Source organism: Rhizobium sp. 9140, assembly GCF_900067135.1.
Taxonomy (GTDB): domain Bacteria; phylum Pseudomonadota; class Alphaproteobacteria; order Rhizobiales; family Rhizobiaceae; genus Ferranicluibacter.
In genome coordinates this window covers 2,760,997-2,781,806 of the sequence record NZ_FJUR01000001.1, presented here as the reverse complement: position 1 = coordinate 2,781,806, position 20,810 = coordinate 2,760,997, and the positions used below count along the sequence as shown (strand labels likewise).

The 20,810-nt window shown below is 62.4% G+C and carries 18 protein-coding genes, 1 tRNA gene and 2 pseudogenes; 16 read left to right on the top strand and 5 right to left on the bottom strand.

The genetic code is table 11. The features are described 5' to 3' along the window. Positions 1 to 102: 102 nt before the first annotated feature. Entirely contained in the window at positions 103 to 465 is a 363-nt protein-coding gene (locus tag GA0004734_RS13095; RefSeq protein ID WP_092936290.1) for a winged helix-turn-helix transcriptional regulator, read from the top strand. Positions 466 to 476: 11 nt separating this feature from the next. Here the strand turns inward: GA0004734_RS13095 and GA0004734_RS13090 are convergent, their stop codons facing one another. Then, a complete protein-coding gene (locus tag GA0004734_RS13090; protein WP_092936289.1) occupies positions 477 to 1,199 on the bottom strand; it encodes an aspartate/glutamate racemase family protein in 723 nt (240 codons plus the stop codon). Positions 1,200 to 1,363: 164 nt separating this feature from the next. Here GA0004734_RS13090 and GA0004734_RS13085 point away from each other — a divergent pair, with 164 nt between their 5' ends. Then, complete coding sequence (locus tag GA0004734_RS13085; RefSeq protein WP_092934310.1) at positions 1,364 to 1,828, top strand: Lrp/AsnC family transcriptional regulator; 465 nt, start codon at positions 1,364 to 1,366, stop codon at positions 1,826 to 1,828. Positions 1,829 to 1,832: 4 nt separating this feature from the next. Here the strand turns inward: GA0004734_RS13085 and GA0004734_RS13080 are convergent, their stop codons facing one another. After that, positions 1,833 to 2,279, bottom strand: a complete 447-nt coding sequence (locus GA0004734_RS13080; RefSeq protein WP_092934308.1) for a hypothetical protein — start codon at positions 2,277 to 2,279, stop codon at positions 1,833 to 1,835. Between the two features lie 176 nt (positions 2,280 to 2,455). Between GA0004734_RS13080 and GA0004734_RS13075 the strand changes: the two genes are divergently transcribed. The 4 genes from GA0004734_RS13075 (at position 2,456) to GA0004734_RS13060 (ending at position 6,981) form a co-directional block, all read left to right on the top strand. Continuing rightward, positions 2,456 to 3,085 (top strand): TetR/AcrR family transcriptional regulator C-terminal domain-containing protein, encoded by a 630-nt coding sequence (locus GA0004734_RS13075; RefSeq protein WP_092934306.1) that lies wholly within the window; start codon positions 2,456 to 2,458, stop codon positions 3,083 to 3,085. 52 nt (positions 3,086 to 3,137) lie between these two features. Next, positions 3,138 to 4,157 carry a ketol-acid reductoisomerase gene (gene ilvC / locus GA0004734_RS13070; RefSeq protein WP_092934304.1) on the top strand — a complete coding sequence of 340 codons (1,020 nt, stop codon included), beginning with the start codon at positions 3,138 to 3,140 and terminating at the stop codon, positions 4,155 to 4,157. A 551-nt stretch (positions 4,158 to 4,708) separates the two neighbouring features. Beyond that, a complete protein-coding gene (locus tag GA0004734_RS13065) occupies positions 4,709 to 5,938 on the top strand; it encodes an aminotransferase-like domain-containing protein (protein ID WP_092934302.1) in 1,230 nt (409 codons plus the stop codon). A gap of 95 nt (positions 5,939 to 6,033) precedes the next feature. Next, a complete protein-coding gene (locus tag GA0004734_RS13060; RefSeq protein ID WP_245292415.1) occupies positions 6,034 to 6,981 on the top strand; it encodes an SHOCT domain-containing protein in 948 nt (315 codons plus the stop codon). A 49-nt stretch (positions 6,982 to 7,030) separates the two neighbouring features. Here GA0004734_RS13060 and GA0004734_RS13055 read toward each other — a convergent pair whose 3' ends face one another. Beyond that, a complete protein-coding gene (locus GA0004734_RS13055; protein WP_092934300.1) occupies positions 7,031 to 8,089 on the bottom strand; it encodes an aldo/keto reductase in 1,059 nt (352 codons plus the stop codon). 174 nt (positions 8,090 to 8,263) lie between these two features. On the opposite strand from GA0004734_RS13055, the gene GA0004734_RS13050 reads away from it, so the two are divergent. The 4 genes from GA0004734_RS13050 to GA0004734_RS13035 all read left to right on the top strand — a co-directional run bounded on the left by GA0004734_RS13050 (position 8,264) and on the right by GA0004734_RS13035 (position 11,303). Next, positions 8,264 to 9,367 carry an endonuclease/exonuclease/phosphatase family protein gene (locus GA0004734_RS13050; protein ID WP_092936287.1) on the top strand — a complete coding sequence of 368 codons (1,104 nt, stop codon included), beginning with the start codon at positions 8,264 to 8,266 and terminating at the stop codon, positions 9,365 to 9,367. Beyond that, complete coding sequence (locus GA0004734_RS13045; RefSeq protein WP_092934298.1) at positions 9,360 to 10,121, top strand: NUDIX hydrolase; 762 nt, start codon at positions 9,360 to 9,362, stop codon at positions 10,119 to 10,121. Before GA0004734_RS13050 ends, GA0004734_RS13045 begins: the two co-directional genes overlap by 8 nt. A 90-nt stretch (positions 10,122 to 10,211) precedes the next feature. Next, complete coding sequence (locus GA0004734_RS13040) at positions 10,212 to 11,129, top strand: PhzF family phenazine biosynthesis protein (RefSeq protein WP_092934295.1); 918 nt, start codon at positions 10,212 to 10,214, stop codon at positions 11,127 to 11,129. A gap of 98 nt (positions 11,130 to 11,227) precedes the next feature. Further along, a tRNA-Lys gene (locus tag GA0004734_RS13035) sits at positions 11,228 to 11,303 on the top strand. A 340-nt stretch (positions 11,304 to 11,643) separates the two neighbouring features. On the opposite strand, the pseudogene GA0004734_RS13030 reads toward GA0004734_RS13035, so the two are convergent. Then, positions 11,644 to 12,651 (bottom strand): annotated as a pseudogene (locus tag GA0004734_RS13030) (TRAP transporter substrate-binding protein). A gap of 345 nt (positions 12,652 to 12,996) precedes the next feature. Continuing rightward, entirely contained in the window at positions 12,997 to 13,734 is a 738-nt protein-coding gene (locus GA0004734_RS13025) for a GntR family transcriptional regulator (RefSeq protein WP_092934293.1), read from the bottom strand. 334 nt (positions 13,735 to 14,068) lie between these two features. On the opposite strand from GA0004734_RS13025, the gene uxuA reads away from it, so the two are divergent. The 6 genes and pseudogenes from uxuA to GA0004734_RS13000 all read left to right on the top strand — a co-directional run bounded on the left by uxuA (position 14,069) and on the right by GA0004734_RS13000 (position 20,807). Then, the gene (gene uxuA, locus GA0004734_RS13020) at positions 14,069 to 15,265 is read left to right on the top strand and encodes a mannonate dehydratase (protein WP_092934291.1); all 1,197 of its coding nucleotides are present in this window, start codon (positions 14,069 to 14,071) and stop codon (positions 15,263 to 15,265) included. 3 nt (positions 15,266 to 15,268) lie between these two features. Further along, positions 15,269 to 15,745: pseudogene (locus GA0004734_RS26410) on the top strand (mannitol dehydrogenase family protein); the annotation flags it as partial. Continuing rightward, complete coding sequence (locus GA0004734_RS26405; protein ID WP_348626090.1) at positions 15,660 to 16,679, top strand: mannitol dehydrogenase family protein; 1,020 nt, start codon at positions 15,660 to 15,662, stop codon at positions 16,677 to 16,679. The pseudogene GA0004734_RS26410 and the gene GA0004734_RS26405, both read left to right, overlap by 86 nt. Positions 16,680 to 16,717: 38 nt before the next feature. Continuing rightward, complete coding sequence (locus GA0004734_RS13010; RefSeq protein ID WP_092934289.1) at positions 16,718 to 17,734, top strand: Zn-dependent oxidoreductase; 1,017 nt, start codon at positions 16,718 to 16,720, stop codon at positions 17,732 to 17,734. A gap of 160 nt (positions 17,735 to 17,894) precedes the next feature. Beyond that, positions 17,895 to 19,604: a methyl-accepting chemotaxis protein gene (locus GA0004734_RS13005; protein WP_092934287.1), complete on the top strand. Its 1,710-nt coding sequence runs from the start codon at positions 17,895 to 17,897 to the stop codon at positions 19,602 to 19,604. A 174-nt stretch (positions 19,605 to 19,778) separates the two neighbouring features. Next, a complete protein-coding gene (locus GA0004734_RS13000; RefSeq protein ID WP_092934285.1) occupies positions 19,779 to 20,807 on the top strand; it encodes a four-carbon acid sugar kinase family protein in 1,029 nt (342 codons plus the stop codon). Positions 20,808 to 20,810: the final 3 nt, after the last annotated feature.

The window sequence follows — 20,810 nt, the reverse complement described above, 5'->3', positions numbered from 1 at the left end:
GAGCGATATCTGTAAAGGCGGCAGTTTTTTCGCCTATAGGCACAGAAAGGGAACCGACCGGTGAACACGAATGTTCGCAAGACCAAGGGTGAAAGCGCCATCATGATCGGCGGCATCGTTTTCACACCCGGCAATTGCCCCATGCGGGACGTGCTCGGGAACATCGGGGGCAAGTGGACGACCTTGATGATCCACGCGCTGAGCGAGGGGCCAATGCGGTTCTCGGCGCTGAAGCGCACCATCCCGGATATCTCGCAACGCATGCTGACGCAGACGCTGCGCGATCTCCAGCGCGACGGGTATATTTCGCGCACGGTCTATCCGACCAATCCGCCGAGCGTGGATTACGCTCTGACGGATCTCGGCCGCTCGTTCCTCACCGTGCTTCTGCCGCTCGTGGACTGGTCGGCGCAACACCACGGTGCCATTCGCGAAGCCCGCACCGAATTTGATGCCACGATGTAGCGTGGTCGGCTTCAGGCCGCCTTTTTCCGGATCGTTTTCGCCACCTCATCAAGGGCGAACGCAACGGCGGCCTTGGCATGAATGGCGGTCGAATCGAAGCCGGGAAGGGCAAGCGCGTCGGGATCGAGGATGAGGCAGATCTCGGTGCAGCCGAGGATCACCGCATCGGCACCTTCCGCCTTCGCCTTGGCGATCACTGCATGCAGGGCCTCACGCGAGGCATCATGGACATGGCCGGCGCAAAGCTCCTTGAAGATGACGTCGTGGACGAGCGTCCGATCATCAGCCGAGGGCACCATGACCTCGATCCCGAGGCCTGCCATGCGGTCCGCATAAAAGCCGTGCTCCATGGTGTAGCGGGTGGCGAGCAGCAGCGGGCGGCGGATGCCGGCTGCGGTCATGGCCTGCGCAGTCTCGTCTATGATGTTGATGAGGGGCACGCCGATGGCTGCCTGCACGTCCTCTGCGACGAGATGCATCGTGTTCGTGCAGATCAGGACGCAGTCCGCGCCGGCGGCCTCCAGACCGCGCGCGACGTCGGCGAGGCGCTTGGCGGCATCGGCCCAGCGGCCGGCCATCTGGAGGTCCACGATCGATTGGAAATCGACCGAATGCAGCAGGACCTCGGCCGAATGCAGGCCACCAAGGTGGGAACGCACCGCTTCGTTGATCATGCGGTAATAGACCGCCGAACTCTCGAAGCTCATTCCACCGATAAGACCGATCTTGCGCATGATGCCGTTTCCCCTGCTGAGCTCGCGATGACGGTCATGATGCGGCAGATCGCGTGGCATGTGCTTGCATTTTCGAGCTTTTCTCGTTTCGGAGACGCAAGACAATTGCGCATTTATACGTCGCTGTGCAATATTTCAGCGTAACATGCCATGGAGGCGCCGGAATGCTCGATGATCGCGACCGAAAGCTGCTGGGACTGTTGCAGGAGGATGCGGACCAGTCGGTGACGGTGCTGGCCGAAAAGATCAGCCTGTCGCTCTCGGCCTGCTCGCGCCGCATCCAGCGGCTGGAAGAGGCGGGCTACATCGCACGCCGAATCGCAGTGCTCGACCGCGACCGGATCGGCGTGCCGACGACCGTGTTCGCCCTGATCAAGACGACGCAGCATTCCGACGAGTGGATCGACGGGTTTCGTCGGATCATCCGTGACATCCCGGAGATCGTCGAGGTGCACCGGCTGACCGGCAATTACGATTACATCCTGAAGATCGTGCTGCCGCGCGTCGAGCATTACGACGTTATCTACAAGCAGATCGTGCGCAAGACGGAACTCTTCGACGTCTCCGCCTCGATCTCGATGGAGGTCCTGAAGAGCGGCGGCGCGTTTCCGATCGACTACGCCGTCTGAGCCGTCAGTTGTTGATGCTGGTGATGGCCCAATGCGAGACGCTGCAGTCGTCCGTGTCGCAAATTGCTGTCATCCACAGCGCGCCATTCGCAAAGCCGACGCCGTCGCTGTTGACGATGAGGTCGCCATAGGTCTGTTCTGCCACGCTGTTCTGCGTTTCCTGCATCACCAGCTTCTCGTAATTCTCCGCCATGTCATCTTCCGACTGGATGTCGTAGCTCTCGCCATTGGCGTTGACGGTCAGCGGGTACGCGCCGAGATTGGCCACGGTAACGGGATCGCCAAAGCGCATCGCCTCCGTGAGGAGCTTGAAACTGTCATCGAACCCTTCGGAATTGCCGTGGAGTGCCTCGATCCTCTCCCGGGCCTCCGCCGTCGATTGCGCAAAGCCTGGATTCGCTGACAAAAGCGTGGCGACGAGCGTGAATGCGATGACGCAACGCTTCAGCATGGTGTTCCTCCCGAATATTTCCCGTCAATCTGTAGACCAGCCCACGGCGAAGCGGGAGGCCCATTTTTGCGTTTCCGCGCATTCGATAAATTTCCTTTCAGCCGCTTGACCGACAGCGTGGCATTCGGCATAAGAAGAACCGTACCGTACGGTACTCATCTGGAGGTTTTTCACCTGTGTCGTCCCTGTCCACCCAGCCGGAGTTTTCGCCGCGCCAGAACGCTGTTCTCGACAGCGCGCTTCGGCTGCTGGTCGATGGTGGCGAACGGGCGTTGACGACGGCAGGCGTTGCTAGGGCTGCGAACTGTTCCAAGGAGAGCCTCTACAAGTGGTTCGGCGATCGCGACGGCATTCTGTCGGCGATGATCGGGTATCAGGCGAGCAAGGTGCGCACGCTGGAAGAGCGGGCGGAAACGCTCACCGTGGACAGCCTGCGCGCACATCTGGTGGTGTTCGCGCGCGATCTGCTCGACGTCCTCAGCGGCGACGTCTCGCTGGCGCTCAACCGTCTTGCGATCGGGCAGGCGAGCCGCGATGGCTCCCATCTCGGGCAGATGCTGCAGGAACGCGGCCGGCGCCAGATCGGCAAGCGTGCCGGTGGGCTGCTCGATGCCGGACGCAGGGCAGGGCTCTTGCGGTTCGACAATGGCGAAGAAGCTTATGGCATGCTCTACGGGCTCGTCGTCACCGACCTTCATCTTCGCATGCTGCTCGGTGAAGACCTGAAGCTGACGAAACAGGATTTCAGCCGCAGGGCGGAACGGGCGGTCGACGCCTTTCTCGATCTCTGCGGCACGAAGAAGTAAACGGCCAAGCCCTGAAGGCGGCCTAGAGTTCAACAAGGGAAGGATACATTCCATGCGCGTTTATTACGATCGTGATGCCGATCTCAATCTCATCAAGTCCAAGAACGTCGTCATCGTCGGCTACGGTTCGCAGGGTCGCGCGCACGCGCTGAACCTCAAGGATTCCGGCGCGACCAACGTCGTCATCGCCCTGAAGGCCGGTTCGCCGACCGTCAAGAAGGCTGAAGCCGACGGCTTCAAGGTCATGACCGTCGCCGAAGCCGCCAAGTGGGGCGACCTTCTGATGATGGCGACCCCGGATGAGCTCCAGGCCGACATCTACAAGGCCGACATTGCCGGCAACATCCGTGACGGTGCTGCTATCGCGTTTGCGCACGGGCTCAACGTTCACTTCGGCCTTATCGAGCCTAAGGACACGCTCGACGTCGTCATGATCGCGCCGAAGGGCCCGGGCCACACGGTTCGCGGCGAATACCAGAAGGGCGGCGGCGTTCCCTGCCTCGTTGCCGTCGAAAAGGACGCTTCGGGCAACGCGCTCGACCTCGCTCTCTCCTACGCCTGCGGCGTTGGCGGCGGTCGTTCGGGCATCATCGAGACGAATTTCAAGGAAGAGTGCGAAACCGATCTTTTCGGCGAACAGGTCGTTCTCTGCGGCGGTCTGGTCGAGCTGATCCGCGCCGGTTTCGAAACGCTGGTCGAGGGCGGCTACGCGCCGGAAATGGCGTATTTCGAGTGCCTGCACGAAGTGAAGCTGATCGTCGACCTGATCTATGAAGGCGGCATCGCCAACATGAACTACTCGATCTCCAACACGGCCGAGTGGGGCGAATACGTCACCGGTCCGCGCATCATCACGGCGGAAACGAAGGCCGAGATGAAGCGCGTCCTGCACGACATTCAGACCGGCAAGTTCACGTCGGACTGGATGCAGGAATACCGTTCGGGCGCCGCGCGCTTCAAGGGTATCCGCCGCATGAACGATACGCACCAGATCGAGGAAGTCGGCGCAAAGCTGCGTGGCATGATGCCCTGGATCGCCAAGAACCAGCTGGTCGACAAGGCCAAGAACTGATCCGCCTTTCACGGTCGGATAAGAGAATGCCGGGCTGTCATGCCCGGCGTTTTCGTAGAGGGTGGGCATCATCACCCCTCATTGTTTTTGCAGTGCAAAATTGATTGTGCTTCGCAAAAATTTACATTGAAGGTTGCATGATCGCGCTGTTGGGCGCACACTGTCCCTGTCTCGTTCCACATCGAGGAGGATAGTGTGATGACGACTTTGATGGAGTATTTCGCCTGGTTCGACTTTGCGATTCTCTGCGCCATCGGCGCCCTGATCGCTTGCAGTGTGACATCCGGCAATGCTTGAGACGTGTCAGCGACGCTGATGCCCGCGGAGGACGGCAGAGGACCGGACCCTTCCAGAGAGACCTCGCCGGGCATTCGTGCCCGGCGCTCCACGTCCGGCTAGAACTCTCTCGTCTCACCACCCACAGCACCCCGCCGCCCGCCTCTCTCGGCCACCCCGTAGAGAGGACTTTTTCCGCTGATTTAGGTCAGTATTGTTGACTTATTCCGCCTGCCGTGATGTGGTTCGGCAAAAGCATTATCGAGGAAACATCCATGCTGGACTGGGAATCCATTTTCGCAACGCGCTCGAGCCGTATGCGCGCGTCGGAAATCCGCGAACTTCTGAAGCTGCTCGATCGCCCCGACATCATCTCGTTTGCCGGCGGCATTCCGGACCCGGCGCTGTTCCCGGATGCGGAATTCAAGGCGGCCTATGCCGACATCTTTTCCGGCCCGTCCGTCGGCGCCGCGCTCCAGTATTCGGTCAGCGAAGGCTATCTGCCGCTGCGCGAATGGCTGGTTGGCGAGATGGCGAAGATCGGCATTCCCTGCGAGGCGGAGAATATCCTCATCACGTCGGGATCGCAGCAGGCGCTCGATTATCTTGGCAAGCTGTTCCTGTCGCCCAACGATACGGCGCTGGTGACGTGGCCGACCTATCTCGGTGCGTTGCAGGCCTTCAACGCCTACGAGCCGAGCTACGACCAGCTGACGCCGGGCGGCAACCGCACGCCAGCGGCCTACCAGGAAACGGCTGCGAAGGCCGGCGGTCGCGTGAAGTTCGCCTATCTCTCTGCCGATTTCTCCAATCCCACCGGCGAGACCGTGACGCGCACCCAGCGCGAAGCGCTGATCGATATGGCCGACGAGATGGACATCGCGATCATCGAGGACGGCGCCTACCAGTCGCTGCGCTTCAACGGCGATGCGATCCCGCCGATCCTCGCGCTGGAAATTGCCCGCAAGGGCGCCATCAACGAGACGCGCACGATCTACAGCGGTTCGTTCTCCAAGACGCTCGCGCCGGGTCTGCGCGTTGGCTTCGTCGTCGCGGCCATGCCGGTCATCCGCAAGCTCGTTCTGATGAAGCAGGCGGCCGACCTCCATTCCTCGACCATCAACCAGATGGCGATCTGCCACGTCGCCGAGCGAGGCTTCGATCGGCAGGTCGACAAGATCCGCTCCGTCTACAGCCAGCGCCGCGACGCGATGCTGAAAGCGCTGGAAACACATATGCCCGACGGTGTGTCCTGGACGCGTCCGGAAGGCGGCATGTTCGTCTGGCTGACGCTGCCGGTCGGCATGGAGGGTGCCGCATTGCTGGCGAAATCGCTGGTCACGGCCAAGGTCGCCTTCGTGCCCGGCAAGGCCTTCTTCGCCGATGGCTCGGGCGCAAACACGCTGCGCGTCAGCTTCTCCTGCGCCAACGAGACCATGATCGAGGAGGGCATCTCGCGCCTCGCCAAGCTCATCCGCAGCGAAATACTCGACAAGGTCGCCTGATCGTCGTCACGCATCGCTCTATGTATTCGCGTACCACTCTGTCATGAGAGTGGTACGCGGCTTTCTCCGCGTGATGTCACCTGAGAGGACGATCGATGCAGGGCCAGAGCGACGCTACAAAAGCCTTTATTTCCGAGCTTGCCGGACGCTTCCAGCTGAGCGAAAGCGCCGTCACGGCGATGCTCGTCGCGGTGAAGCGCGGGCATGGCACGATGGCGCAGTTCGATATCGCCGAACTCGGTGGCAACGGACAGTGGATGCGCGGCGGCATGACCATGGTCGGCGATATGTTCAATCACGGCCTGAAGAACACGGTCGACAATCTCTGCAACAGTTTGGCAGAAGCTCTGTCTTCGGGGCGCATCGACGTACCTGGCGCATCGACCGGGCGGCATGCCTGGTGGCCGCAATGGCTGGGCGTGCCCTCTAGCACCGGCGCGCAGAACGACAGCGCCTATGCCGTCTTCCCGTCCCAGCGCTGCCTTGCCATCAAGGACGGCGATGGCGTCACCCTCTACGATACCGAGGACCATCTGATCTCCGGCGTCGGCCAGCAGCAAGGCTTCGGTGCCTCGCAGACCTTTACCAGCCAGCGCGGCTCCTTCTCCGTTTCCGGTCTTCGCCGCCTCAACAATGGCGGGGATCTGCCGGGTGCCGAGCCGACCGGCGATCACGACAGGAACCATGCTGGCGCGGGATATACCGATGCGCCGAACAGGGCCGAGCGCTGGTCTGCGCAGGAGACGGGCGCTGCTGTCAACCAGGCGGAAAGCTGGTCTTCCGCTCAGTCCGCACCGCTCGCCGCCATCAACCCTGCCAGCGCATCGCTCGATGAACGGCTCGTAGACGCGGCGGAAGCCCGGCAGGGCGCTTCCCTTCCATCACCGGAGAGACCGCAGCCTGCGGCCCCGATCGCCCAGCCGGCCCCGGACGGATTTCAGATCATCGCCTTGATCGAAAAGCTCGCGGCCCTGCGTACGGCCGGCATCCTGTCGGATGAAGAATTCGCGACGAAGAAGGCCGAGCTTCTCACGCGTCTCTGACCGGAATTCCCCGCGCGGCGGACCATGATCCGTCGCGCGGGTTTTTGTTTTACGCCTTGGCGATATATGGGCCTAGGAGCGAAAGATCCGCCTCGCCGAGACGCTCGGCAGCCGTCTGCATCTGGTGCCAGTAGGGATAGAGGATGGGCGGCGCGCTGACAGTGTCGAGGCGGCTGCGTTCCTCGTCCGTCAGTTTCAGGTCGGCGGCGGCGAGGTTGTCGCGGAACTGCTCTTCCGTTCGTCCGCCGATGATGACCGAGGTCACGGCCTTGCGGCCGATCAGCCAGGCCAGCGCGACCTGCGCACCCGACACCCCGCGGCTTTCCGCAATCTCGACCAGCACATCCACGATCGACCACAGGCGATCGACATCCCGGATCGGCGGCTCCGTCCAGCCGGCGGCCTGGCGGCTGCCCTCCGGCGTGTGGTTGCGCCGGTGCTTGCCGGAGAGCAGGCCGCCCGCGATGGGGCTCCAGACGAGGACGCCGAGGCCTTGATCTATGGAGATCGGCAGAAGCTCGTATTCGGCCTCGCGGGCTTCCAGCGTATAATGGATCTGCTGGCTGACGAAGCGGTGACGATGGTCGCTGGCACTGATGCCCATCGCCTTCATGATGTGCCAGCCGGAAAAGTTGGAGCAGCCGATATAGCGGACCTTGCCGTGCTGCACGAGCGTATCCAGCGCTGCCATCGTCTCTTCCAGCGGCGTCTGCCCGTCCCACTGGTGCACCTGGTAGAGGTCGATCACATCCGTGTTCAGCCGCTTCAGGCTCGCCTCGCATTCGCGGATGAGGTGGTGGCGGGAGAGGCCCTGATTGTTGACGCCTTCGCCCATTGGGAAGCGCGCCTTGGTCGCTATCAGAACATCGTTCTTGCGCTTGCCGCCGAGCACTTCGCCGATGATCTCCTCCGAGGCGCCGGCTGAATAGGCGTTGGCGGTGTCGATCAGGTTGACGCCTGCGTCGAGGCACATGTCGATCAGCCGTCGCGCCTCATCCACGCCCTGGCTGCCGACCATAGAGGCCCAGCCTTTGCCGCCCATGGTCATCGTGCCCATGGTGATGGTGGAGACCTTGAGGCCGGAGCGGCCGAGATTGCGATATTCCATGCTGTTTCCTCCTGTTGTCCGTCGTGAAGCGGAAGATAGGGCGCGGCTACGATGCCGGGAACGGCACCGGGAGCAAATGAGGCATGGCTTGCAGGGGCATCGCGCCGCACCGCTTCCGGACTTGCCTCTTCCACCGGCCCGTCTATGGTTTGGCATCAGACAGCGGATGCCTTCATGACCCTTCGACTTGCCACCTTCAACATCGAAAACCTTATGCGCCGGTTCGATTTCTCCGGCTTCCGCAACCCATCGAAGCAGGACCGCGTGCTTCGCCTGTTCGATATCGGCAACGAGGCGGCCTATGAGCGTCTCGAGGAGGCTCGTACGATCACCCATGCCGACGACACGCGGCAGATGTCGGCACTGGCGATTGCCGATTGCGATGCGGACATTCTCTGCCTGCAGGAGGCCGACGACATGGCTGCGCTGGAGGCCTTCGAATATGGCTATCTCTACCGGATGATGGGCAGCGGCTACCGCAAGAAGGTGCTGATCGAGGGCAATGACGGACGTGGCATCGATGTTGCCGTGATGATGCGCGAGACGTCGCGGGACGGGGAGGCGATTGTCTGCACCAGCGCCATCTCGCACGCCGCGCTGACCTACGCCGACCTCGGCCTCCACGATGCGGCCATCGCTCGCACGAATGTGCCGGAGGATCGCATCTTCCGCCGCGATTGCCTGCAACTGGAACTGACTATCGGCGGGCGGCCGCTGACGCTGTTCGTCGTGCATTTCAAGTCCATGGGACCGAGCCGGGACGGGGTGGACGGCCGGCTCTCCACCATGCCGGTGCGGCGCGCGGAGGTGCTGGCGGTGCGCAGTATCATCGAGAAGCGCTTTGCGGGACAGTTGCCGGCGGCGAGCTTTGCCATCTGCGGCGACATGAACGACTACCGGGAACGCATCGACGTGACCGGCGATCGCCGCAACGGCTACGGCTTCGAGCCGATGCCGGATACGTCCGCAGCCCTCGACGTGTTTGCGGCGGACGGTTTTGCCGAGAATGTGGTGCAACGGCGGCCGGTGCTCGACCGCTGGACATTGTTCCACAGCCGCGGCCCGGCGGAGCGCCATCTCTGCCAGCTCGATTACATCTGGCTGTCGCCGGCGCTCGCCGCGCGCAATGTCGATGCCGTTCCCGAAATCATTCGCGGCGGACAACCCTACCGCACCGTGTTTCCCCCGGGGCAGGATGTGGAGCGCTATCCCCGCACCGGCTGGGACCGGCCGAAGGCATCGGACCATTGCCCCGTCGTGGTCGCGCTCGATGTCTGAGGCGGCGCATTTCCATCCGTCCGGTATCGGTGCGGGCTGGCCCGCGGAAGGTCTTGTCTTTCCTGTCGCCGGCACGGACCTGCGTGTCCTGCCGGGGCCGCATCCCATTCTCGCGCAGCATGGTCCTGAGATTGCGGCGAACTGGGTGCGGGAACAGGCGGCCAACCCCGCGCTCTTCAATGGCAAGATGGTGCTGCAGCACCGCCTGACCGTGGAGGCCGGTACCATCGTGGGCGAGGGCTACCTCGCGCCCTATGCGGCGTTTCTCTGGTGGCGCAACGTGTCTCGCCCTCCGGTCGCCTGCCACCTTGCCGCCATTCCTGTCATCGAGACCTCGGACGGTGCCGTCATCGCGGTGCGCATGGGCAAGCGGACGGCCAATCCGGGCAAGGTTTACTGTGCGGCCGGCTCGATAGATTCCTCCGACATCTTGGAGGATGCTCGTGGCCGGGTCTGCGACGTGCCGGGCAACATGCGCCGCGAGGTGCTGGAAGAAACGGGGATCGATATCGCTGAGGCGGAAGCCGGGCCTTTTCAGGCGCTGCATATCGGCGGCGCGGTCACGCTGTTTCGCCGGCTCCGCTTTGCGGAAACGTCGGCCTCGATTCTCTCCCGCATCCAACACCATGTCGAGACGGCTGAGGAGGAAGAGATCGAAGGTGCGGTCGCGATCTTCGATGCCGATCCCGAGAAGCACGACTACCAGCCGTTCATGCGGGTGATCCTCGCGCATATCTTCGGAACGTCGCAATAACGTTTTGGCCTTGCCCGCGGCGGAACGCGAAGGCAAGGTTCGCGCGCGGCCGATGATACCGAGGCGGGCGCATGGAGTGGGAGAACGGATTTGGCACGCCGCTACGCGATCTACGACGTCTTCACCAGCGAGAAGCTTCAGGGCAATCCGCTCGCCGTGGTTTTTGACGGCGACGGTCTGTCGACCGAGGCCATGCAGGCGATCGCCGGCGAATTCAACCTGTCAGAGACCGTGTTCGTCTGCCGGCCGGAGAACCCGACGTCTGCCGCGCGGCTGAGGATCTTCACGCCCGGCACCGAACTTCCTTTCGCCGGACACCCGACCGTCGGCACGGCCGTGGCGCTGGCAGAGGACGCGCAGGCCGGCGAGGGGGTCAATCGCGATCTCGTGCATGTGCTCGAGGAGAACATCGGCCCGGTGCGCTGCGCGGTGAAGCTGCGGCCGGGCGAGGCCGGCTTTGCGGAGTTCGACCTGCCGCGCAAATCTGTGCGGCTGGATGCGCGCTTCGACATTGGCAGGATCGCCGACGCCTTGAGTTTGAAGTCGACGCAGATCGGCTTTGAGAACCACGTGCCCGCCCTCTGGAGCGCTGGCGTGCCGTTCGTGGCCGTGCCGCTGCACGACCTCAAGGCCATGACGGACTTGGAGTTCGATGCGGCGCGCTGGGAGCAGATCGCGCCGATGGCCGACGGGCGGCTGGCCAGCGCCTATCTCTATTGCCGTGGCGGCATCAACCATCATGCCCGGTTCCACACCCGCATGTTTGCGCCCGCCATGGGCGTGCATGAGGATCCTGCGACCGGCTCGGCGCTCGCCGCCTTTTCCGCGGCAATTCACGGCTTCGATCAATTGACCGAAGGGCACCACAGCTTCCTCGTGGAGCAGGGGGTGGAGATGGGCCGGCCCTCCTACCTGCACCTCCATCTCGACATCGCCAACGGCGACATCGTCGGTGCGCGGATCGGTGGACACGCGGTCAAGATCGCTGCCGGGGAACTCTATCTCTGATAAGTTTGCAGTTTCTACGAATTCCTGTCCGCGACAACTGGACAAGCCGCGCGAAGGCCTCTATACGCCGCGTCAGGCCGCAGCAATGCAGTCCTCGTGGGTGATTAGCTCAGTTGGTAGAGCAGCTGACTCTTAATCAGCGGGTCGTAGGTTCGAACCCTACATCACCCACCAAACCGTCTTTTCCAGTGATTTGTCTTTTTACCTTCGTGTTTGAAGCACCATTCTTCACGAGATTGTCTCCCGGTACTCCCCTTCATTTCAGTCGGGACGGCCCTCACTTATTAACGATCGTGGCAGCAATGGCTTCGACGAGATGGCCGAAAAGGCGGTCGAAGCGCTGGAATGCGCCGGTTGGAGCGGGAAGTCCGCGGTTGTTGTTGCTTCCATGATGATTCCCCCCGAAAATCCGCTTCAACGCAGCACATCGTCCTGTTTCGGGAGTGCTCAGCGGCTTCCCGAAGCAACACGGCGCACCGTCCCCATGAGGGACCGAGCGCCGCGCTTTCGATCGTCAGAGCGTGCCGACGGCCTTCTCGAGCAGGCCCCAGGCTTCGCCGCCGAACTTTTCTTTCCAGCCGGTGTAGAAGCCGGCCTTGGCCAGTACGTCGCGGAAGGGCGCCTTATCGACCGTATGGAATGTCAGCCCGGCGGCCTCGATATCGGTTCTCGCCTTTTCATTCAGAGCCTTGATGTCCTCGCGTTCGTGGACGGCAGCACTGTACAGCTCTTCCAGAATGATGGTCTGCGCCTCTGCGGGTACGGCCGACCAGCGGCGGTTGTTGCAGAAGATGTGGTGACCGTCCCAGATGTGGCCCGTCATGGAGACGTGCTTCTGGACTTCATAGAGCTTGGAACTCTGGATGAGGGCCAACGGATTTTCCTGTCCATCAACGATATGGGTCTGGAGGGCCGCATAGAGTTCGCCGAAATTCAGCGGCGTCGGCGCGGCGCCCCGGGGTCTGGAACAGGGTGTACAGAGCTGGTTCCCGGGAACGCGAATCTTCAGGCCCTGCAGATCCGCCGGCGTGACGATCGGCTTGCTGCCCGTCGTGATGTTACGGTAGCCGTTGTCGAGCATTTTCGGGAAGACGAAGAGGCCCGCTTCGAAGAAGGCCTTGCGGACGAAATCCCCGAGATCGCCGTCCATGGCCTTCCAGACGTCGTCATATGTCGGGAATGCGAAGGCAACGGCGTTGATGGCCGCGAAAGGCACGATGGTCTAATTGACGCTCGAAGTGGACATCAGGTCAAGGGCGCCGCCGCGGACCTGCGCAAACATGTTGGATTCGCCGCCGAGTTGGCTGCCCGGATAGACCTGAAGGTCGATGGCGCCTTCCGAGCGCGCTGCGATGGCCTTCGACGCCTCGACGATACGGGTGACGCCGGGGTGCGTGGGCGGAAAGGCCGTGCCGTAGCGCAGCTTGACCTTGGGGGCCGCGCGCAGAATGCCGGGGGCCGCAATAAATCCTGCAGCGGCACCCGCCGCAAATGTGCCGAACGCTCTCCGTGTGATGTTCATGATGTTCCTCCCAGGTTGATATGTGTCAAACCTTCCGCTGCAGCCTTTGGCGCGCGGTTCGGTCGTTATGATCGGTCGGTGTCGGTGGTGATGAGCGAGACAAGCTGACGAAGCCGTCTCGTGGATCGTCCGGTTCCCCGCGGTCGGTTCGGAAAACACGATCTCGATAGCGATCAAGCTCCGTGGCTACCAAGCCCCGTGGCAATCCAGCCATTGCATTCCGTCGATGCAGCTCCCCCTGCCTCTTCCATTCGCCGATCCGCGGCTATCCTCCCACCTTGTTTATGACTGCCATGGTAGAATGTCAACTAGATGCGCAAGAGGTATTTTAGAGAGGTCGAGAATTCACGCTTCGATGAGATCGGCACGCTGTTCGCGCAGGCGATGCGCCGTCCGCAGGACCTCGCGCAGATGCGCCGCCATGCTGTTTCCAGCCGTGACGGCATCGCCCGCTTCGATGGCATCCACGACGGCGCGGTGTTGTCCGAGGAGAGTGCGAAGGTGAGACGGGTCAGGTAGGCTGAGATAGCGCACGCGGTCCATCTGCAGCTTGACGGACTGGATGACACGCCAGCTCTTCAATAGGGACGCCTCCTCGCAGAAGCTGCGGTGGAACGCTTCGTCGAGATCGAGGAAGAGGTCGAGCGCCTCCGCGTTGACGGCCTTTTCCTGGTCGTAGAGATTGCTTTTGATTTCGGTCAGGAAGCGCCGGGAACAGCCTTCTGCCAAGCGCTTTGTGATAGAAACCTCCAATGCTTCCCGAATGAACTGCGCCTCTTCGACGTCCCGAAGGCGGATCGGTGCGACGAAGCTGCCACGTTGCGGGAGGATGTCGATGAGGCCTTCATCGGCCAGCCGGATCAGCGCCTCGCGCACCGGCGTGCGGCTGACGCCGAGCTGAAGGGAAAGCTCCTTTTCGCTCAGTGCCTCGGACGGAGTCATGGCAAGCGTGATGATCGCGCGCCGCAGCTTCTCGTAAATCTGCGCAGCGATCGGCTGGCGGGGATTGATGGTCAGAAAAACCGACGAGGCGGCGGCCCCTATTCCGGATTTCGAGATTTCATCCGTACGCTTCACCACCATTTCGGCGATCCTTCATGTCTATCGTTTGAACGGTAATCGCACAGTTTCGAGAGAATATCCACGCCCGACACGTTGACAGTCTGCCATGGTAGTATATTAAAGGGCGCGACCCTAATGGTCGGGATGGCGAGGAGTGCGTCCCGACTCGGTCGACTGGGGAGGCTTCCGTGCTTCACTTACCGTCGATTTGTATCGCCCGATTCGTATCGTCAGGCATTTCCCTTGGCCGAGCCCGGTCGATGTCGGTCACGCCCTCTGTCGAGCCGGCGCGGCGCTTTGGGTTCCCGATGAGACGCGCGCACGCGAAGTCGCGAAGCCCGAAGAGGAAAAGAGCATGAGACATATCTGGCGCTGGTTTGGTCCGATCGACAAGGTCACGGTGCAGGATGCCGCGCAGGCTGGGGCCTCCGGTATCGTCAGTGCGTTGCATCATGTGCCGACGGGCACGGCCTGGACCCTGGCGGAAATCCAGAAGCGGCAGGCGGAGGTTCGCGCGGGCGGTCTGGAGTGGGAACTCGTCGAGAGCATTCCCGTGTCCGAGAGTATCAAGACGCAGACCGGCGACTGGAAAGCGCATATCGAAGCCTGGAAGGAAAGCCTGCGGCAGCTTGCCAAGGCTGGTATCTCGACGGTCTGCTATAATTTCATGCCGGTTCTCGACTGGACGCGGACGGACCTTCGCTGGGAAACGGACGACGGCGCCCGCGCCATGCGCTTCGACCTCGTCAATTTCGTCGCCTTCGATGTTCACGTGCTCAAGCGTCCGTGCGCTGCGGAAGACTATCCGGTGGCCCTTCTTGAGACGGCCAAACAGCGTTTCGCAGAGATGTCGCCGGAAAAGATCGCTTCGATCTCGCGCAATGTCGGCGCCGGCCTGCCGGGTTCGGCAGATGGCTACAGCATCGACGAGCTGAATGTCGCGCTGACGCGTTATGACGGTATCGGGGCCGAGAAGCTGCGAGCGAACCTCATCGATTTCCTCGCCGAAGTCGCCCCCGTTGCCGAAAGCCTGAACATGCGCCTGTGCGCCCATGGTGACGATCCGCCGTGGCCGCTCCTCGGCCTGCCGCGGGTGCTTTCGACCGAAGCGGACTATGTAAAGGTTCTGGAGGCGGTCGATCTGAACGCCAACGGGGTCACCTTCTGCACCGGTTCGCTCGGCGCCCGGTCCGACAATGACCTGCCGGCCATGATCAAGCGCCTGGCGCCGCGCATTCATTTCGCGCATCTGCGCAATGTGACGCGCGAGACGGACGGCTTGCCCTGCTCCTTCTTCGAGGCGCAACATTTGGGCGGCAATACGGACATGGTCGCGGTGATTGCCGCGCTCGTCTCCGAGGAGCGCCGCCGCAAGGCCGAGGGACGTGCGGACCACGTGATCTTCATGCGGCCCGATCACGGCCAGGAGATCCTCGAAGACCTGACGCGCGGTGCGCAGCCGGGCTATCCGGCCATCGGCCGCCTGAAGGGCCTCGCGGAATTGCGCGGCACCGAGCAGGCTTTGTCTCATGCGGAATATGGACTGAGTTAAGTGATGACACGGCTCGATAGAACGACTCACCTGCCTGTACATGTCGAGCGCCCGGCGTTCGATCCGGCGACCTTGAAGGCCGGCATCGTGCATATCGGCATCGGCGCTTTTCATCGTGCCCATCAGGCCGTCTATACCGATCTGGCACTTGCGGCCGAGGGCGGCGACTGGGGGATCGTGGGCGCCAGCCTGCGGTCCGTCGACATCGTCGCGGATCTGAAAGCGCAGGGCCATCTCTACAGCGTCGTCACCCGCGGGGCGGACGGCGATCGGCCGCGCATCGTCGGCTCGATCGTCGAGGCGATCGCCGCGACGGAACAGCGGGAGCATCTTCTCGACCGGCTCGCCGACAATGCCATCCGCATCGTCACCCTGACCGTGAGCGAGAAGGCCTATGGTATCGATCCGGTGTCGGGAGGGCTCGACCTTTCCCATGCAGCTATCGCGCATGATCTTGCAGCACCCGGCGCGCCTGTCGGCGTCATCGGGCTACTGGTCGAAGCGCTGGCGCGCCGCATGCAGCTGGGCCGTGAACCCCTTGACCGTTCTCTGCTGCGACAATCTTCCGGGCAATGGACAGGTGGTTCGCCGCCTCGTTCTGGAAATGGCGGAAAGACGCGATGCCGCACTGGCGCAGTGGATCGAACGGGAGATCCGCTTTCCCTCCAGCATGGTCGACCGGATCGTGCCGGCGGCAACGGACGTGACGCGGGGGTTAAGCGCCTCCCTCATCGGCGCGGACGATCATCTCGCGCTGGAAACCGAGCCTTTCACCCAGTGGGTCATCGAGGACGATTTCGTAGCCGGTCGCCCCGCCTGGGAAGCGGGCGGTGCGGTCTTCGTTAGGGATGTCCACGCCTATGAAACGATGAAGCTCCGGCTTCTCAACGGTTCCCACTCCCTGATCGCCTATCTTGGCCAGCGTCACGGCCTTGAATTTGTGCGGGACGTCATGGCTGTTCCCGAGCATGCCGAGCGGGTTCGCAACCATATGAAGGTCGTCCTGCCAACGCTCGACGCCGTTCCGGAGATCGACCTCCCGGCCTATTGCGACCAACTCATCGCGCGATTCTCCAATCCGGCCATCGCGCATCGCACGGCGCAGATCGCCATGGACGGAACGCAGAAGATGCCGCAACGCATCTTCGCGCCGGCTATGGAAAGGCTGGCAGCCGGCGATGATGCCGCAGGTTTTGCCGATGTCGTGGCACTCTGGCTTGCCTATGTCGTTGCCGTCGATCGCCTGTACGATCCGCGTGCAGATGAGCTGAAGGTCGCCGCGCAGCAGACGGTTGCCGTCAAATCTTCCGCGCCCTTCTTCGAGGTCGCCGGACTGTTTCCGCCGGCACTTCAGGAAAACACGGCCTGGCGCACCTTGGTCGAGACCCGGCTCTCGGCAATGAACGCTCTCTGAAAACTCCGAGGCGCGAAGGCGCGCAGGAGACTGACGACATGGTGACGATTTCCGTTCGCGAGCCCTACAAGCTCGAAATCGACGACAGACCCGTTCCCCAGCCCGGCCCGGGCGAAGTCGCGATCCGGGTTCGTCGTGCCGGCATATGCGGGTCCGATATGCACATTCTCCATGGCTCCAATCCCTTCGCGGTCTACCCGCGCGTCATCGGTCACGAATTTGCCGGTGTCATCGAGGCGCTGGGCGAGGGCGTGTCGTCGCTCGCCATCGGCGAGCATGTGGTCGCCGATCCGGTCATCTCCTGCGGCACCTGCTATCCCTGCCGCATCGGGCGCTCCAACGTCTGCGCCAACCTGCAGGTCATCGGTGTCCATCGCGATGGCGGCTTCCGGGCGGTTGCGATCGTTCCCGAAGCGAATGCCGTGAAGGTCTCGTCCAAACTCGGACTCGACGTCGCAGCGCTTGCCGAACCGCTGGCCGTCGCGGCCAATGTTCTCTGGCGCACCGAGTGCACGCATGAGGACGTCGTCCTGATCTACGGTGCGGGCACCGTCGGCATCACCGTTCTCCAGATGGCCAAGATGAAGGGTGCCCGCTGCATCATCGCCGATATCGACGCCGACCGCCTCGTGCGTGCACGCGAATTCGGCGCCGATGTGGCCATCAATTCGCGCGAGCAGTCGGTGGCCGAGGTCGTCGCACCGGAACTCGGTGGTCTCGGTCCGTCGATCGTCATCGACGGTGCCGGCATTCCGAGCCTGCTCGAAGAGGCCTGCCGGGTCGCAGCACCGGCTGGACGCATCGGGCTTCTGGGCTTCTCGCCCGGCCCCTGCAACATCAGCCAGCAGGAAATCGTCCGCAAGGAACTGACGCTGGTCGGCTCGCGCCTCAACCGCCGTTTCATTCCCGAAGTCATCGGCTGGCTGGAAGCTGGTCTGCTTCGCCCGGAAGCCATGATCACGCAGACATTCGACGCCCATGATGCCCGCGCCGCGTTCGATCTTGTCGAAAAGCACCCCGAGCAGACGCTGAAGGTTCAGCTTGTTTTTTCCTGACATGCGCGCGATGGCGGCCTTTCGGGCACAGTCGGAAGCCGCCCATCATTAAAATTGCGTGACCTGACCCGGAATGATCCGATGTCTTGCATTCAATCTTAGTGGTCCCTTAATTTTAAAGGCTGATAGTCCTCCGCATGTTTTGGATGGAGGATTATTTATGGCTGGGCTTTTTTCATCGACGTCAGACCGTGTTTTGGAGGCGCTCGATCTTTCGTTCGCCATCATCGAATTCGATATGACGGGTAAGATTCTCAAGGCGAACGAGAATTTTTGCGATCTTCTGGGCTATTCCGAAAGCGAGATCGTCGGCCGTAACCATCGCATCTTCGTCGAAGCGGACTATGCAGTATCCGACGCCTACACGGCCTTCTGGAAGAAGCTCCGGGACGGAGAGTTCGTCTGCAGCGAATTCACGCGGATCACGAAGAGCGGCGCTGAAGTCTTCATTCGCGGCAATTACAATCCCATCCGGAACGCGACCGGCAAGGTCGTCAAGGTCATCAAATTCGCCAACGATATCACCGAGACGAAGATGACGGCTATCGATTCCGGTGCCAAGATCGACGCGATATCCCGCGCGCAGGCGGTGATCGAATTCAAGCCCGACGGCACGGTCATCACCGCCAACGACAACTTCCTCAAAGCCCTTGGGTACAGCCTTTCGGACATCGTCGGCAAGAACCACAGCCTGTTCGTTGATCCCGCCTACCGCGCGTCCAGTGCCTATGCCGACTTCTGGAAGAAGCTGAATGCGGGCGAGTTCGTATCCGGAGAGTTCACGCGTATCGGCAAGCGCGGGCAGGAGGTCTTCATTCAGGCGTCCTACAATCCCGTTTTCGACCTGAAGGGCCGGGTCATGAAGGTCGTCAAGTTCGCGACCGATGTGAGCGAGCGCGTGACGAATGTCGATCGTCTGGCGGAGAGCCTGTCGAAGCTTGCGGACGGCCATCTCGGGCAGCAGATCGAGACGCCGTTTCTGCCGAGCCTCGACAAGCTGCGGACCGATTTCAATGCAGCCTGTCGTAAGCTCGAAAGCGCGCTGAAGGCGGTGAGGTCGAATGCCGAAGCGATCGCCGCCGGTGCGGACGAGGTTCGTGTGTCGGCCGACGACCTTGCGCGGCGAACCGAGCAGCAGGCGGCTTCCGTCGAGCAAACCGCGGCGGCGCTCGAGGAAATCACCACCACGGTCAAGGGATCCAGCCAGCGTGCCGAGGGTGCAGGCGTTCTCGTCGGTCGCGCCAAGGAAAGTGCGGATCATTCCGGCGATATCGTGCGCGAAGCGATCTCGGCGATGGACAAGATCGACAATTCCTCCCGCGAGATCGCCAACATCATCGGCGTCATCGACCAGATCGCGTTCCAGACCAATCTGCTGGCGCTGAATGCCGGTGTCGAGGCGGCACGGGCAGGGGACGCCGGCAAGGGCTTTGCGGTCGTCGCCCAGGAGGTTCGCGAACTCGCCCAGCGCTCTGCGGTCGCTGCCAAGGAGATCAAGGCACTCATCACGACGTCCACGTCGCATGTCGAAGACGGTGTGTCGCTCGTCAGCAAGGCCGGCGAAGCCCTGCAGACGATCGCCGGGCATGTTGGGCAGATCAACGAGGATATCCGCGCGATCGTGGAGGCCGCCCGCGAGCAATCCACCGCACTCGGTGAGATCAACCAGGCGATCAACACGGTCGATCAGGGCACGCAGCAGAATGCGGCCATGGTCGAGGAGCAGACGGCTGCAAGTCATGGTCTTGCGGAAGAAGCCCGGGCGCTCTTCGATCTTCTGGAGCAGTTCCAGTTCGACGAGCCAGTGTCGCATCGGGCAGTCTCTTCTCTCTCCGTTGCACGCGGCGGCCGTACCAAGGTTGCGGCGTGATCCGTCAAGGTTAGAAAACCTTCAGTGGAACGGCCATCGCGTCTCTGTGACGCAATGGCCGGGCGGGCCGTGACGGGAATAAACAGAATACCTGTCATCTCCGGACGGAAAATCTTGACAAATCAACACATCATGTTCGAATAAAGATGACAACTTATTGCGGAGACTGTCATCTTGCTGGTCATTCTTGCCGACGATCTCACGGGCACGCTCGATGCTGCGGCGCCCTTTGCTGCGCGGGGGTTGGCGGTCGAGGTCGCGCTCGCGCCGGCTGCGATCCCTGAGGCTCTGGCAGATGGGCCGGATGTTCTCTCGATCAATCTCCAGTCGCGGGAAGTCGGTGCAGAAGCCGCGCAGGCTGCGACACGTGCCGTTCTAGATGCGTTGCCTGCGGATATCATACTCTTCAAGAAGGTCGATTCGCGGCTGAAGGGGCATATTGCTGCTGAGCTCGACCTGATGTCGTTTCGGGCGGCATTGGTGGCCCCCGCGATCCCTGACTTCGGCCGTATCGTTAAGGACGGGAAAGTCTGCGGCTTCGGCGTCGATGTGCCGATTCCGGTTGCCGAGCGCCTCGGCGCGCACGCCGCCAAGGCGCGGATACCCGACACGGCCGACATGGACGCAATGGCGGCGCACCTTGATGACGCTCTGGCTGCGGGTGTGGATCTGCTCGTCGGAGCGCGGGGCCTTGCAGAAGCTTTGGCGCGGCGGATGACTGGCGATGCGCCGGCCCACGCGGCCGAGGTTCCAGCGGGGCCTGGCCTGTTCGTCATCGGGTCGCGCGATCCCATCACGCTGGCACAGATCGAGCATCTTCGCGCCCGTCATGCCCCGGCTTATGTCGCCGCACCGAACGGACGCCTGGCACCCGATGATCGTGCCGGCTCTGCCCTGACACTGGTGCAGGCCGTTCCGGGGGAGAAGGAGGTGTCGTCGCTCGATGTGGCGCGCCATCTCGCCTCGGGTGTCTATCCCGCCTGCGTGGCCCCCTCTGCGACATTGATTCTTTCGGGGGGCGCGACGGCAGAGGCGGTGCTGGAGCGCATGGGCATCCATCGGTTCCGGCTGATGGGAGAATGCATGCCTGGTCTTGGTGTTGCCTTTGCGAACGGGCATTGCATTATCGCGAAATCGGGTGGTTTCGGCGGGGCGGAAACGCTGAGCGAGATCGCCGGGCAGATGCTTCGGGACGGGGGTTGAGAA